10 protein-coding genes are annotated in these 15,609 nt (G+C 48.2%); 6 read left to right on the top strand and 4 right to left on the bottom strand.

Annotated elements, in window-relative coordinates:
- Positions 1–4: 4 nt before the first annotated feature.
- The 4 genes from VF685_RS04535 to VF685_RS04520 all read right to left on the bottom strand — a co-directional run bounded on the left by VF685_RS04535 (position 5) and on the right by VF685_RS04520 (position 6,770).
- A complete protein-coding gene (locus VF685_RS04535; RefSeq protein WP_286384837.1) occupies positions 5–1,720 on the bottom strand; it encodes a proline--tRNA ligase in 1,716 nt (571 codons plus the stop codon).
- A 97-nt stretch (positions 1,721–1,817) separates the two neighbouring features.
- A complete protein-coding gene (locus VF685_RS04530; RefSeq protein ID WP_127801594.1) occupies positions 1,818–4,922 on the bottom strand; it encodes an efflux RND transporter permease subunit in 3,105 nt (1,034 codons plus the stop codon).
- Between the two features lie 6 nt (positions 4,923–4,928).
- On the bottom strand, positions 4,929–6,074 hold the full coding sequence (locus VF685_RS04525) for an efflux RND transporter periplasmic adaptor subunit (protein WP_286384840.1): 1,146 nt from the start codon (positions 6,072–6,074) through the stop codon (positions 4,929–4,931).
- Positions 6,075–6,128: 54 nt separating this feature from the next.
- A complete protein-coding gene (locus VF685_RS04520) occupies positions 6,129–6,770 on the bottom strand; it encodes a hypothetical protein (protein WP_075167117.1) in 642 nt (213 codons plus the stop codon).
- A gap of 281 nt (positions 6,771–7,051) precedes the next feature.
- Between VF685_RS04520 and pilG the strand changes: the two genes are divergently transcribed.
- The 6 genes from pilG (at position 7,052) to VF685_RS04490 (ending at position 15,586) form a co-directional block, all read left to right on the top strand.
- Complete coding sequence (gene pilG / locus VF685_RS04515) at positions 7,052–7,435, top strand: twitching motility response regulator PilG (RefSeq protein WP_005179541.1); 384 nt, start codon at positions 7,052–7,054, stop codon at positions 7,433–7,435.
- Between the two features lie 16 nt (positions 7,436–7,451).
- Positions 7,452–7,820 carry a response regulator gene (locus tag VF685_RS04510; protein WP_286384841.1) on the top strand — a complete coding sequence of 123 codons (369 nt, stop codon included), beginning with the start codon at positions 7,452–7,454 and terminating at the stop codon, positions 7,818–7,820.
- A 3-nt stretch (positions 7,821–7,823) separates the two neighbouring features.
- Positions 7,824–8,360 (top strand): chemotaxis protein CheW, encoded by a 537-nt coding sequence (locus tag VF685_RS04505; RefSeq protein ID WP_005179538.1) that lies wholly within the window; start codon positions 7,824–7,826, stop codon positions 8,358–8,360.
- Positions 8,361–8,405: 45 nt separating this feature from the next.
- The gene (locus VF685_RS04500; RefSeq protein ID WP_180103337.1) at positions 8,406–10,478 is read left to right on the top strand and encodes a methyl-accepting chemotaxis protein; all 2,073 of its coding nucleotides are present in this window, start codon (positions 8,406–8,408) and stop codon (positions 10,476–10,478) included.
- Positions 10,479–10,634: 156 nt separating this feature from the next.
- On the top strand, positions 10,635–15,128 hold the full coding sequence (locus tag VF685_RS04495) for a hybrid sensor histidine kinase/response regulator (protein ID WP_286384842.1): 4,494 nt from the start codon (positions 10,635–10,637) through the stop codon (positions 15,126–15,128).
- Positions 15,125–15,586, top strand: coding sequence for a hypothetical protein (locus VF685_RS04490; RefSeq protein WP_180046361.1), 462 nt, complete (start codon positions 15,125–15,127; stop codon positions 15,584–15,586). The genes VF685_RS04495 and VF685_RS04490 overlap by 4 nt, the downstream gene beginning before the upstream one ends.
- Positions 15,587–15,609: the final 23 nt, after the last annotated feature.

Below are 15,609 nucleotides of genomic sequence, written 5' to 3'. Positions count from 1 at the left end.
CTTATTATTTTGCGAGCTTCGCCAATAACTCATCTTTGCTTAAGTTGGTTGATTCAGCATCACGGCGACCTTTATATTCAAAAGTACCCGCATCTAAGCCTTTTTCACCAATCACAATACGGTGTGGAATACCGGTTAACTCCAGATCAGAGAATTTCACTCCTGGGCGTTCATTACGGTCATCCAGTAGTACATCATAACCGGCAGCACTTAATTCTGCATATAAGGCTTCCGCAGCTTCTAATGTACGCGGTGACTTATGTGCATTCATTGGTACAATTGTGACTTCAAACGGAGCAATGGCAGCTGGCCAGATAATCCCTTTCTCATCATAATTCTGTTCAATTGCAGAAGCCACGACACGGGTCACACCAATACCATAACAGCCCATGGTTACTACAAATGGTTTGCCATCTTCGCCTAACACTTTACAGTTCAGTGCTTCAGAATATTTTTGACCCAGCTGGAAAATATGGCCCACTTCAATTCCGCGTTTAATTTGAAGTACACCTTTACCATCTGGAGATGGATCGCCTTCCACCACATTACGTAGGTCATAGACTTCAGTAAACTGTGCATCACGTTCCCAGTTCACACCTGTTGCGTGTTGATCTGCGGCGTTGGCACCTGCAACAAAATCAGACAAGACAGAAGCAGCACGATCGACAATCACGGTCATGCCTTTTTCAACCAAGCCTTGTGGACCTACAAAACCAGCGGTCAGACCAAGCGCAGCAATTTGCTCTTCAGTGGCGAAGGTTAATGGCGCTGCAATTAAAGGATGTTTTTCAGCTTTAATTTCATTCAGTTCATGGTCACCGCGCAGGAACAGGGCAATCACCGGAACAGTGCCATTTTCATCGGCAATGCCTTGTACCAGTAAAGCTTTAACAGAATGCGCAGGATCAGTACCGAGGAAGCTTGATACATCCGCGATGGTCTTTTGATTTGGAGTATCTACAACAGTTAAGGCTTGGCTTGGCGCTGCACGCTCACCGACCAGAATCGCTTCCGCCATTTCAATATTGGCTGCGTAATCTGATTCAGTCGAGAAGGCGATATCATCTTCACCGCTGTCTGCCAGAACGTGGAATTCATGGGAACCTGAACCACCAATTGAGCCGGTATCGGCCTGTACCGGACGGAAATCCAGACCAAGACGGCTAAAGATCCGGCAGTAGGTGTCATACATGACATCATACGTTTCTTGCAAAGAAGCCTGATCAACGTGGAAAGAATAGGCATCTTTCATGATGAATTCACGTGAACGCATCACCCCGAAACGTGGACGGATTTCGTCACGGAATTTGGTCTGAATCTGATAGAAGTTCATTGGCAGCTGTTTGTAACTTTTCAGCTCAGTGCGTGCCAGATCGGTAATCACTTCTTCATGGGTTGGGCCCAGCACAAACGGGTTGTTGTGACGGTCGGTAAAACGCAGTAATTCCGGACCATATTGCACATAACGGCCTGATTCTTCCCATAACGATGCAGGCTGGGTCACTGGCATAAAGGTTTCTAAAGCGCCGGCGCGGTTCATTTCTTCACGGACAATCGCTTCGACTTTATTTAATACGCGTACCCCCATCGGCAACCAGGTATACAGACCTGAAGCCAATTTACGGATCATCCCCGCACGTAACATGAGCTGATGTGAAATCACTTCAGCATCATTTGGGGTTTCTCTTAACGTAGCAAACAAAAAGCGACTCGCGCGCATGGAAACTGTCCTGATAATTAATCGTGAAAGCAGAGATTATACGATAAAAAAATGAGGTGAACATTCGGAATGTCACCTCATTGTGTTTTCTTCTGGCTCAAGACATCAGTTTGCGGCTTTGGCGCAGCATGAAATTCTTGAAATCATCCAGATAGGTGAAGATGACGGGCACCACCACCAGCGTGAGCAGGGTCGAGGTAATCACCCCGCCAATTACCGCATGGGCCATGGGGGCACTCTGTTCGCCGCCTTCACCCAGACCGAGTGCCAGCGGGACCATGCCCATTACCATGGCAGACGTGGTCATTAGAATCGGGCGTAAACGGGTTTTACCGGCCTGAATAATCGCCTCATAACGCGGCTCACCTCTGTCCATGGCCTTTTTAATAAAGTCGATCAGCAAGATGGCATTCTTGGTGACCAGTCCCATCAGCATGATAATCCCGATAATCGAGAACAGGTTCATGGTGGAGTTCAGCAGGAACAGCGCCAAAAACACCCCAATCAGCGACAGTGGCAACGAGGCCATAATCGCAGCTGGGTGAATAAAGCTGTTAAATTGCGAGCCCAGCACAATGTAAATAAACACAATCGACAGGGTGATGGCGGTCAGTGCATAACCCGCAGATTCAGCCATATCGGCATTGGAACCTTGGGTATCGAAGCTGTAACCCGGCGGCAATTCAAAGTTATTTTGAATGGCTTCAATGTCCCGGCCAATATCACCAGCTGGGCGACCTGCGGTATTGGCTTCAACCAGAACCTCACGAGCCAGATCACGACGGTTAATTTGTGAGGCACCAAGATTTTCTTCAAAGCTGGCCACACTGGCCAACGGCACCAGAATGGCTTGACCATTGGCATCGGTTTTTTGTGAGGTCAGCGACATTTGCTGGACATCACTCGGCAGGCTGCGGCGGTCTTCAGTCAGACGGACATTTACATCATAGGTTTCGCCGTTTTCATCTTGCCAGGTGGTGACGTCATCGCCGGCAATTAGCGGACGAATTACGTTGGCAATCTGGTTCACAGACAGGCCTAAATCACTGGCCAGTACCCGGTTGATCTGCACTTCCAGTGTTGGTTTCGGTTCTTTCAGGGAGCTTTCCAGGTCGACAATACCGTCTACTTTGGCAATTTCCAGCATAAAGCGGTCGGAAATCTGTTGTAGCTGGTTTAAATCCGGCCCTTTAATCGAAATCATCACCGGTTTTTGCCCGCCCGATACGGTTTCATCTGCCGAGGCCACCGAGGTGACACGAATGCCAGCCACGGTTTGCAGGCGTTCACGGAATTCATTATTCAGGTCAGTCAGGGTTTGTTCACGCTCATTGCGCGGCGTAACACGTACGCGTAAATTGACATGGTTTTTACCGCGGTCAGTCAGACTGTTAACCGAACCATAGGTAGAAATAACCTGTGGATGCTGGCGAATAATCTGATCGACCTGTTTCAGTTTGGCTTGTGAATATTCCAGCGAGGCATCCACCGGAGTTTCAAATTTAATCCGGATTTCACCTTTGTCCGGTACCGGTACAAATTCGGTACCAATCAGTTTGGATAAACCGAGTGCGCCAAATAACGAGGCCACCGCAATCAGCAGGGTAATCAGACGGAACCGTAAAGCCAGTTTCAGCAGCTTTTCATAGATATGACTAAGATTGTCCAGTTTGGTGGAAATCCAGTTCAGAAAACGTTTCACCCGGCCTGGCTGTTTGTTGGGGTTCTTACGCTCGGCCCAGTGTGCCGACAGCATCGGGTCCAGGGTAAAGCTAACAAACATGGAAATCAGAACTGCGGTACTGACCGTGACCCCAAACTGATAGAAGAAACGGCCAATAATCCCGCCCATAAAGGCCACCGGCAGGAATACTGCGACAATGGTCAGGGTGGTGGCCAGAACCGCCAGCCCAATTTCTTTGGTGCCATCCAGTGCTGCGGTAACGTGGTCTTTGCCCATGTCGGCATGACGGACAATATTTTCCCGCACCACAATCGCGTCATCAATTAGCAGACCAATACTTAAAGACAGGGCCAGCAAGGTCATCATGTTGATGGTAAAACCAAAGGCCCAGATAAAGGTCAATGTGCCGAGCAGGGCAATTGGCAGGGTCAGGCCGGTAATGGCGGTGGAGCGGAACGAGCCTAAAAACAGCAGGACGATCAGTACTGCCAGTGCTGCACCTTCAATAATGGTGCGGGCCACATCACGGATACTGCCGCGAATGCCTTTGGAACTGTCGACCACCACTTTGGCTGTGGTGCCCTCAGGCAATTGTTGCTGAAGGTCATCCAGCACTTTATAGGTGTTATCGACCACCTCAATGACATTAGAATCTGAACTGCGCAGAATATCCACCGCAACCGCAGTTTTGCCATCTAAAAAGGCACTGGACTCTAGCTCGGCCTGGCTATCCTGAATGTCAGCGACCTGTTTCAGATAAATCGGTGCACCATTTTTATTGGCAATAATCAGGTCCCCAAAGGCCAGCGGATGGATAACCTTGGAGTTAATTTCAACCACCAGCTCGCTGTTGGCCTGTTTCAGGGTGCCACCCGGCACTTCAATATTTTCTGCTTTTAAGGTGTTGATGACCTGATCTACACCAATCCCGAAACTTTGCAGTTTTTCCGGCTGTACTTCAATCCGGATCTGGCGCTGCGCATCACCGAGTAAATTGACCGTTCCCACCCCCGGTACGGTGCGCAGTTGCGGCACAATACGCTGGTCCAGATAAGCACTTAAATCACGCAGCGACATCTGCTCGGATTCAAACACAATCGACATAATCGCGTTGGCCGTCGGGTCGTACCGCTCCACCACCGGGTCCTGGATTTCATCGCGGAATTCGGCGGTGACGCTGGCAATTTTATCGCGTACATCCTGCGCTGCTACGGCAGAAGATACATCCAGATTGAACTCGGCAATAATGGTGGAAAGGCCCTCACTGGACTGGGAAATTACCTGTTTGAGACCGGAAATGGTATTGATCTGATCTTCCATTTTCTTGGTAATTTCAGATTCAACCGTTTCCGGCGAGGCGCCCGGATAGTTGGTATAGACCACCACAAACGGAAAATCGACATCCGGAAATTCTTCAACGCCCATACGCTGCCAGGAAGCCAGACCCAGCACCATCAGACACAGCATCATCATGACCGTAAAAACGGGATATTTGACACTAATTCGGGTAAACCACATAGTTTTCTATCCTGAGGCGTTTTCGGCGGTCTGGCTGATGCTGACCGGTTGCTGTTCATTCTGCGGACTAAACTTGACCCGACTCACTAAATCGCCGGCCTGCAATCCGCTTACAATGGCGGTATTGTCACTATAGCGCTGCTCGAGCACGTGAATATCAACCCGGACAATCTTGTTCTGGCGAATGGCCCAGACATAAGGTTTGTTTTGTATATCCTGAATGGTGTCTAAAGGAATCAGCTGACCAGAAATCGAGTTGGATGAAACAATATTGCCTTCAACAAAGGCACCGATGCTGAGCGAGTTGATGGATTCATTGGGTGTGGCAAAAAACTCGATCTGACGGCTGGCCAGATCGGCAATTGGAGATATCCGGCTTAAGGTGGCGGTCAGCTGGGCCGGATTGCCCTGAATTTTATATTCAATCTTTTGGCCGACCTTGAGTGCAGACTGCTGGTCACTTGGCAGTTTGGCCTGAATTTCCAGCCGGTCCGGATTGACTATTTCAAACAGGGTCTGGCCGGCAGAAACCGTCTGGCCAGGTTCAACCTGACGCTGGGTAATCACGCCGTTAATCGGGCTGAGAATAGTGCCATCACGGTCGGCTTTTTCTGCAATATCGACGTTGGCCTGCTGGGCACGGACATTTTCCAGCTGGGCACGATAATCGACCTGACTTTGTTCATATTCAACTTTGGAAATAAAGCCCTGATTCAGCAGGCGACGTTTACGCTCCATCATCACCCGGGCCTGATTGGCTTGTGCCTGCGTGGAGGCAAGGTTGGCGCGTGCTTGCGCCAGACGTGCGGCATTATCCTGATTGTTTAAACGGACCAGCACCTGACCTTTGCTAACCCGCTGACCGACTTGCGCATTGACTGCACTGGCGGTGGCAGTGACCTGTGCCTGAATGCTGCTGTGTTGTACGGCGCGAATGGTGCCGGTAAAGGCAGTTTTGGACACCGAGTCGCCGGTTTGCACGGCCACCACATCATCCTGAATCAGTTCAATGGTTTCTGGTTCGCTACGGGCCTGTTCCGGTTCTGAGTTCTGGCAGGCGGTCAGCAGCAGACACAGGCAAAGTGTACTGAGGCTCAGCAGGGGCGTGCGAAAACGGGTAGAAGTATGTGATATACGCGGTGCTGGTCGCATGCATATTTATCCTTATTTTTCTTGTCACATGACAATTCAATTAAAAACTTCACTTTATTCAAGTGCTTTTAAGCGAGTAATAATTCTGTCGTATTCTGCCTGTGTTTTTCGATAGCTCGTTTGTAACGATTGAATCTGCTGTCTTTTCTGATTTAAGTTAGTCAGGTTGTTGTTTAAATTATTTTTCAGCTGTTCCGGGACCGGTTTGACTTTGCGCAGATATTCCATTTCCTGACGTTTAAACACAATCCGGTCATTCTGTAATTGTTTTAACTGTTCCTGCTGAAAGGCAATCTGCTTTTTAATATGTGCCAGCGCATTGTCACGTTGCTGGGTAGCAATATGACTGTTGGTATAGGCCTGTTTTAGTTTTAAATCCTGCTCGCGCTGACGGGCCTGCGCGGCACGTTGTGGCGCCTGACGGGCATCGGTTTCGCTATTATAGGGACGCGCACGCTGAATCACCTGCATGTTGCGGTCCAGTGCCTCATAGCCATAGCGGATATGGTTTGGCGTAACATTGCTGCTGATATTGGCCACGCCGTTTTTATCGTAGTAGCGATACCAGGCCGGCTTGTTATCGGTATTGGCAGACAGCTGTCCTATCTGTAAAGCCAGCAGCAAGCCCAGCAACGATTGACTGAACAATGATGTATGCGCCCTTTTTGTGAGAGCTTTTTGAAAAAAAGTACGCACAAGCTTCCCCGAGATAAAGTTGACTAATTTACTTATTTTTAAGTCTTTAAACTGTTATATTAGACCAGAATCAGAAATTTAAAAAATACAATAGACAAAAAAAAATCAATGGTCATGGAAAAGTGTGAAGCAGTTATACAAAGTTTCTATAAAGTGTAGGTTTGGGCAAAAACTGTTCATTGAAACCTAAAGTAAAGATATGTTAAAAATAACCATAATTATGTAAATAAAATTCTACTACACCGAATTGCTTGTACAAACAAAATGGGAAGGGTCATTAAATGGACGATAAACTCCAAAATCTAAAAGTCATGGTGATTGATGATTCAAAAACCATTCGTCGTACAGCTGAAACTTTATTACAGCGTGAAGGGTATGAAGTGGTCACTGCCGTCGACGGTTTTGAAGCATTGTCTAAAATTGCCGATGCAAATCCGGATATCGTTTTTGTTGACATCATGATGCCACGTCTAGATGGCTATCAAACCTGCGCATTAATTAAAAACTCGCAAAACTACCAGAATATTCCAGTCATCATGCTGTCCAGTAAAGATGGTCTGTTCGATCAGGCCAAAGGCCGCGTGGTGGGTTCAGATGAATATTTAACCAAACCTTTTAGTAAAGATGAGCTTTTAAACGCGATTCGTAATCACGTAAGCGCATAACTCGGGGAATATAAAGATGGCACGTATTTTAATTGTAGATGATTCTCCAACAGAAACATTCCGCTTCAAAGAAATTCTGACCAAGCATGGTTTTGAAGTGCTTGAAGCAGCCAATGGTGCAGACGGGGTGACCATGGCGCAGGCCGAGGTTCCTGACTTGGTGCTGATGGATGTGGTGATGCCGGGTGTAAACGGTTTCCAGGCGACCCGTCAAATTGCCCGCGGGGATACCACCAAGCATATTCCAATTGTGATCGTGAGTACCAAAGACCAAGCCACTGACCGCGTTTGGGGGAAACGTCAGGGTGCCAGCGATTATCTGACCAAACCTGTAGATGAACAACAATTAATAGACGTTATTAATCAACACCTGAATGCAGGATAACTTATGGCCGCAAATGGATTTATCGAATTACTTCGGTTGTCTAAACGGGGAAATAAAAACTACGTTACAACTGAAAATGAAGTAAACCGATGGTCTGGCATTGCGTTTGAGATGATGGGGCAATATTTCGTTGCCCCGTTGGGGGAAGTCACTGAAGTTATCTATCCGCCAAAATATACGCCGGTACCTAACACCCAGAACTGGGTCATGGGACTGGCCAATATCCGGGGCCGATTACTCTCAGTTTCAGACTTGGCACATTATGTTTCTGGACATAGCAGTGCTTATTCACCGACTCAAAAAGTAATGTGTATTAGTCATCAAGACCATTATGTCGGTTTGGTTGTAGATCAAGTTTTGGGGATCCAACACTTTAATAAGAAAAGTTTCTTTTCTAAACACAATGATTTAGATAGTAATTTACAAGAATATTGTCAGGGATATTTCCACCAGCATAACCAGCAATGGCATATTTTCTTATTTAGTCGTTTATTGCAAAACCCAAAATTTATGAACGCATCTATAAAATTTATAAATTAACTATCGCGTACGCATATATAAAGGCGAAAATCGGGGAGAAGCTGCATGGGCTTTAAACTTAAAAAGAAAAACTCAGGCGATGGAACCAACCGCAAAAGCGGTTCGGCATCAGTCGCAAAATTACAGACGCAAATTGACCAGTTTGCGGGTGTATTCGGTGATACCAATAAATCAAAGCCACTTATTTTCATTGCCGCAGTTGCGCTGTTGGTCTCGATTATCAGTCTTTTGTCTTTATTCTATAGCGTACCGCGTACTAACCAGTTAACCCAGAGTCTGGGTGAATTGCGTTTGTTATCGCAGACCATTTCACGTCAGGCCACTGAAGCCACTGCTTCAGGCACCAAAGAATCGATCCAGAAGCTGACCCAGTCACAACAAAGCTTTAAAGATAACCTGGAAACGGTAAAAGATATTAGCAGTAACTCGGCCGAGCTGGAAAAAGTCGAAGCCGACTGGGCCAAAGTTTCTCAGAATATTGATACGATCAGCTCGCAACAGGCCATTATTAGCAAACTGTATGACACCAACATCGCGATCAGTGAAACCATTCCGGGGATTCAGGCTGAATATAACCTGATGGTTGACCAGATGGCACGTCAGGACATGCCAAGTAGCCAGGTGGTTATTGCCAAGAACCAGGTGTTCATTGCAGAACGTATCCTGCGTTCAATCAGCTCGGTATTAACCGGTTCAGAAAACTCGCGTGAATCTGCCGATGACTTCAGTGCCGATACCGAGACATTCGGTGCTTACTTAAATGCCCAGCTGAACGGTAGTGCAGAGCTCGGTGTACAGCGTATTGCGGACCCAGGCCTACGTGAAGCTTTAGAAGGCATCCAGTTTGAATATGATGACGTTTTAAAATCTGCATCGGCAACGGTATTAAATAACTCGGCGCAGATTGTACGTGTACGTCAGGCTGCATCGGACATTTTCAGTCAGTCAGATGAGCTGTTAAACCAGTTAAACAAATTATCCAGCGGTGCAGGCCCGGCAGTCATTATTCCGGCCGTACTGTTAATTGCCAGCTTATTGGTCTTCCTGGTACTGGTATTCAAATTACTGACTTTACGTAGTCAATCCGATAAACAACGTGTAACCCGTCTGCAAGACGAATATGACCGTAACCAGAACGCGATTTTACGTTTACTGGATGAAATTGCCGACCTGGCGGATGGTGACTTACGTTCATACGCGACCGTATCGGAAGACTTTACCGGTGCGATTGCCGACTCGATTAACTTCGCAATTGACCAGTTACGTGACCTGGTATCGCGTATTCATGAAACTTCTCACGAAGTAGCGCGTTATACCGCCAATACTCAGGAAATTACCAACCAGCTGGCCGAAGCATCTGAACACCAGGCACAGGAAATTGCCGGTGCATCTGCCGCGATTAACGAAATGGCGATGTCGATTGACCAGGTATCTGCCAACGCTGAAGAGTCTGCAGCGGTTGCGGAACGTTCAGTACAAATTGCATCGAATGGTGCGGAAGTCGTAAACCGTTCAATTCAGGGTATGGATATCATTCGTGAGCAAATTCAGGAAACCTCGAAACGTATTAAACGTCTGGGTGAATCTTCGCAGGAAATTGGTAACATCGTTGCCCTGATTAACGATATTGCCGACCAGACCAACATTCTGGCCTTAAACGCAGCAATTCAGGCGTCGATGGCTGGTGAAGCAGGTCGTGGTTTCGCGGTCGTAGCCGACGAAGTACAACGTCTTGCGGAACGTTCAGCATCTGCAACCAAGCAGATTGAAACCCTGGTTAAAACCATTCAGACCGATACCAACGAAGCGGTAATTTCGATGGAACAAACCACCTCCGAGGTTGTTCGTGGTGCGAACTTGACCAAAGATGCCGGTGTGGCACTGGATGAAATTCAGACGGTATCGAATAACCTGGCGAAACTGATTGCCAACATTTCTGATGCTGCGAAACTGCAGTCGGCTTCGGCGGGTCATATTGCGACCACGATGAACGTTGTACAGGAAATTACGTCACAAACCACGACGGCCACCTTCGATACGGCACGTTCGGTTTCTGAACTGGCCAGCATGGCAGAATCATTACGTGAATCTGTAACCGACTTTAAACTTCCGGACTAAGGAAGCCACAGAGAGCTTCTTTCGGGAAGCTCTCTGTTTTAAACAGATCAAGCCAAGCATCGACAAGATCAGCTTAACTTCAGGGTTAGGTTACACGTGATGGTTACAATTAAGTTTGAGTGCCGCTGGGCGCTGAAAACATAAGAAGCCTTAGCTATGAAAGAAATATTAAAAAATTTAGTTGAAACGACTGCGCTTCCTGAAGATAGTTATCTTGATCAAGATGCAGAAATTCTAGAAATTTTTGTTGAAGAAATTGAAGAAATCTTCGTTGAGCTAAAAGACCTGTTGGCTCAATGGGTCAAGCAGCCTAACGATCAGGAAACGCTAACCACCATTCGCCGTCATTTTCATACTTTAAAAGGTTCGGGACGCATGGTTGGTGCCAAGTCGGCAGGGGAGCTGGCCTGGACGGTTGAAGATACCTTAAACCGGGTCATTTCCGGTAGTCTGACCCTGTCAGCGCAGGTGCAGCAGTTTGCAACCGCGGTGGCGAACGTCTTTGAATACAAACTTTATCCAAGCTTTAAACATGCTCAGCCGATGGCACTGGACCTGCGTCCATTGGTGCTGTTAGGACAACAATTACAACAAAATTTAAGTCCTGAACCGGCTTTAGAAGAGCTGTTACAACTGGCGAGCAGCTTAACATCCAGCGACAGTATTACCGGTCTAGAGTTTGATACAGCAAGCACTGATGAGCAGGGTGCTGCAGACACCGAGCTAGCTGTGGCTGATAGTGTTGAAGAAGATCCGCTAGCAGCTGAAACACTGGCCATCTTTATTGAAGAAGCGGAAGAACACCTGTTAACAGTGGACCGCTTCCTGGCACACGATGAGCTGAAAACCCAGGATTACAATGGCCTGATTCGTGCCCTGCATACCTTGCGCGGCAGTTCATCCATGGCACACATCGAGCAGATTTTTGATGCCAGCTCCAAGGTCGAAAACCTGTTCAAGACCCTGTTGCAGGATGAAATTGAATCGACCTCCAAAGAAACCGCACTGTTATTGCAATATGCTGAATTTGTGCGGGATTATCTGCATCTGTTGCCACAGAATGACAGTACCGGCATGGACCGGATTTATCAGACCTTCAATACTGCATGGCAGAACTACGGCTTTAGCCTGGAAGATGTCGATGAGTCAGTGAATCCGCAAGGTTTGGTATCCAAGCTGATTGAACTGAATATTGATCAGTTGCTCGATGCTGAGTTCGAATTTGACCAGCGTGCGCAGGCTGAATATCCGGAATATATCCAGACCCTGAGCCATCAGGCGAAGCTGCTGGTAGAGCGTACCGATAACCGCGCCTCTCAGGGTATTCATGATTTTACCCAGGAATTACAACTGGCCTATGCGGCCTTGCTGGACAAGCCAAGCCTGCTGCATAGCGATTATGCCTTTGAATTATTTGGACAGGCGCATCAGGAATTTATCCATCTGTTTGATACCCTGGCTGCCGGACAACGCGTCAGCTTAAGCGAAGATGCCCAGCAGATCATCAATAACCTGAGTGCCTTTGTACAGCAGGATATTGAAGCGCTAAGCTCAGAAACTGATACCACAGAAGCTGTAACCGAAACGGTTGAAGCCGGTGCCGGGCTGAATCTGGCCGTATTGTCACAGCGTCTGGAAGCTGACCGTCAATACATGGACAGCGCTGAAGCCAACAAGGACTTTGATCCAGACCTGCTGGACATTTTCCTGGAAGAGGCCGAAGAGTTACTTACGGGTATTGACCAGGATGTTAACAGCTGGAGCCAAGACCCGAGCAATACTGCTGCGCTGAACAATCTGATGCGCCATTTGCACACCTTAAAAGGTGGTGCCAACATGATTGCAGCCAGCCATATCGGTCTGATTGCGCACCATTTAGAAACCATTTATGAGCGCATCATTAACCGTCAGATGAGCGCATCGACCGCATTGATTCAGATTATCCGTCTGGTTCAGGACAATATTGCGGACCGTATCCAGACCATCCGTGAACAGCAGGTCGATTATCCGGCGCAAGAATCACTGGCGATTCTGGAAAATATTAGCGAACTGGCCCAAGGTCAACTGGTTGAAGCTGAATCGCTGGCAGTGGCGGCTGAAGCAACCTCTAGCGCAGATGCACAACAGTTTGGGGCAGCTGCACTTGAGTTTGAACTGGAACAGCCAGCACCTGCAGAAACAGCCTATACTGCGCCTGAAGATGAGCAGCCAGACACCAGCAGCGAACCGGTACTGGAAGATGCACCGACCCTGGCTGAGCAAACCATCCCTACAGATGCGGTATCTACTACTGAAAATGACGGTGAAGACAATCTGCATTCGATTGTGGAAGAAACCTTCCTGGAAGAAGCCGAGGAACTGCTCGACACCACAGAAAGCCTGTTAAAGCAGTGGTTTGACCATCGTAGTGACCGAAGTATTTTGCTGCAGTTACAACGTGCTGCGCACAGTCTAAAAGGCGGCGCGCGTATGGCTGAAATCGAGCCGGTGGCCGTGATTGCTTATCAGCTGGAAAATACCTTTGAACAGTTTGCGGTGCATCAGTTTAATTCCAATGCTTATGATGCCTTGCTCAACACCACTGTGGTCTGGTTAAAAGAAGCCATCTTCCAGCGCGATTACAGCAATTTTGATAGCCTGAAAGCCAGCCTGGAGTCGATTGAATACGTCAATGCGACGGCGCAGCTGCCAGAACGCTTCAATACCGCCGATCTGCTGGCACCAAGCAAAACCTTCGAATTTGTGCAGGGTGATGGTGCCGAGCCGCCATCCATGCAGGGCGAATGGAGCGAAACCGCACAGCTGGATAACAGCAATGAGATGATCCGTATTTCGGCTGATCTGGTTGAGAAGATGATTGACCTGTCGGGTGAAAACGCGATTAACCGCTCGCGAATCGAGATGGAGCTGGGTCAGCTGGGCGGTACCCTGAATGAAATGGAACTGGCGATTAAACGTCTGGCCGATCAGTTACGCCGAATGGAAGGCGAGCTGGAAAGCCAGATTATTGCCAAACATGGTGATGAACATTCACGCTATACCGACTTCGACCCGCTGGAGATGGACCAGTATTCATCCTTGAACCAGCTGTCGAAATCGTTGGCGGAATCGGCGTCGGACTTGGTGGACTTTAAGACCACGCTGGCGGACAAGATTCGTGATGCCGAAGGTCTGTTACTGCAACAGTCGCGGATTCAGGCAGAAATTCAGGAAAGCCTGATGCGCACCCGTCTGGTACCGTTCTCGCGCATGTTGCCACGTTTACAGCGGATTGTGCGTCAGACTTCATCGACCTTAAACCGTCCTGCCGAGCTGGTGGTAAACAATACCGAAGGCGAGCTGGACCGGACTATTCTGGAACGCCTGATTTCACCATTTGAACACATGCTGCGTAATGCGGTGGACCATGGTCTGGAAGATGCCGCTGTACGTAAACAGGCAGCGAAGCCGGAAGTGGGCCAGATTGAGCTGAACATTGGCCGTCAGGGCACTGATGTACTGATTAGCTTTACCGATGATGGTAAGGGGATTGATGAAACCAAAATTCACGCCAAAGCCCTGGGCCTTGGCCTGATTCAGCCAGAGCAGCAGCTGGACAAGAAAGAAATCCTGCAGCTGATTTTCCATCCGGGCTTTAGTACCGCACAAGCCGTGACCCAAATTTCGGGTCGTGGCGTCGGTCTGGACGTGGTGCAAAGCGAAATTAAAGCGCTGGGCGGCCATGTCGAGGTCGATTCTGAACTCGGTAAGGGCACTACTTTCAGTATTCGCGTACCGACCACAGTGGCGGTATCCGATGCCTTGATGGTAAAAGTTGGCGATCAGCAGTTCGCAATTCCATTGGCGCAAATTGACCGTATTGTACGAATTTCACCTTCTGCGCTGGAAAGTTACTTCAGCAGCAAAGATGACTACTTCAAGATTGATCAGCAAAACTATAAGTTGCGCTATCTGTCCGAGTTTGTTGCCAATCAGCCATTGCCGCGTTTAAGCAATATCGCGCATTCATTGCCGGTGCTGCTGATTAAAGGCAATACTGGTCAGACCATTGCCTTACTGGTCGATCAGCTGATTGGTTCGCGTGGCCAGATTGTGATGAAACCGATTGGGCAGCAGTTCTCCAGCGTGGGCTCGATTGCCGGCGCGACCATTCTCGGTGATGGTCAGGTCTGTCTGATTCTGGATGGTCAGAATATTGCCCGTCAGATTCAGGCAACCCAGCGCATCAAGCATGTGATGGAACCGCGTGAAGTACAGCGTCGTGATACCCGTCGTCTGGTGATGATTGTGGATGACTCGGTTACCGTACGTAAGGTCACGTCACGTCTGCTCGAACGTCAGGGCTTTGATGTGGTCACGGCCAAAGACGGTGTCGATGCGATTGAGCAGCTGGAAAATGTTAAACCGGATCTGATGCTGCTGGATATTGAAATGCCGCGTATGGATGGCTTTGAGGTGACCAACCTGGTACGCCACCATGACATCCATCGTGACTTGCCAATTATCATGATTACCTCGCGTACCGGTGAAAAACACCGCGAACGTGCCTTTAGCTTGGGGGTAACGCACTATATGGGTAAACCGTTCCAGGAAGCAGAATTGCTTGCCAATATTGAAAACATTTTGCATAGCAGTGAGGCTAAAGCATGAGTCAAAGCAACAGCACCAGCAAAATCGACCAGATTAGCCAGCAGGAACTGCAACATCTGATTACCGTTTCGACCGGTTTTATTGATGCCTATATTGTGGAATGTCATGATCAGGAAGATATGCTGATTCCGCAGAATATTGTCCTGTCAGCGCTGGACAGTTCTACCGCAGTCGATCATGTCGAGTGGCATGATCTAAAACTGCCGGTATATCGTGTTACCCATCCAGAGCAAAATCAGGGCGTTGCCTTGGTGATTGAAGGCGATGAAATTGACCAGCGCTTTGCCCTGATGTGCAATGCCATGCCAAAAACCATCCGTCTGCGTATTTCGGAAGTGGTTGATGATGAGCGTGAAGGCCAGCATCCGGCGGTATTCCAGTATGTGCGTATGGGTGAGCGGGTATTCCATGTCCCGAATCTGGTGTATATTCAGGCCAGTCTGGGTTTGAATAGCTAATTTAACAGTCAGCAACAGCTACA

Origin of the sequence: Acinetobacter sp. Brlt_5, assembly GCF_051949055.1 — a bacterium.
GTDB lineage: Bacteria > Pseudomonadota > Gammaproteobacteria > Pseudomonadales > Moraxellaceae > Acinetobacter > Acinetobacter indicus.
The sequence above is the reverse complement of the archived record's forward strand: the minus strand, read 5'-3'. Positions and strand labels throughout refer to the sequence as shown.

Bases quoted from the DNA above. Each gene is read 5' to 3' on its own strand.
- VF685_RS04510 (WP_286384841.1), top strand. From the start codon at position 7,452: ATGGCACGTATTTTAATTGTAGATGATTCTCCAACAGAAACATTCCGC.
- VF685_RS04530 (WP_127801594.1), bottom strand. From the start codon at position 4,922: ATGTGGTTTACCCGAATTAGTGTCAAATATCCCGTTTTTACGGTCATG.
- VF685_RS04525 (WP_286384840.1), bottom strand. From the start codon at position 6,074: ATGCGACCAGCACCGCGTATATCACATACTTCTACCCGTTTTCGCACG.
- VF685_RS04505 (WP_005179538.1), top strand. From the start codon at position 7,824: ATGGCCGCAAATGGATTTATCGAATTACTTCGGTTGTCTAAACGGGGA.
- VF685_RS04500 (WP_180103337.1), top strand. From the start codon at position 8,406: ATGGGCTTTAAACTTAAAAAGAAAAACTCAGGCGATGGAACCAACCGC.
- pilG (WP_005179541.1), top strand. From the start codon at position 7,052: ATGGACGATAAACTCCAAAATCTAAAAGTCATGGTGATTGATGATTCA.
- VF685_RS04535 (WP_286384837.1), bottom strand. From the start codon at position 1,720: ATGCGCGCGAGTCGCTTTTTGTTTGCTACGTTAAGAGAAACCCCAAAT.
- VF685_RS04495 (WP_286384842.1), top strand. From the start codon at position 10,635: ATGAAAGAAATATTAAAAAATTTAGTTGAAACGACTGCGCTTCCTGAA.
- VF685_RS04490 (WP_180046361.1), top strand. From the start codon at position 15,125: ATGAGTCAAAGCAACAGCACCAGCAAAATCGACCAGATTAGCCAGCAG.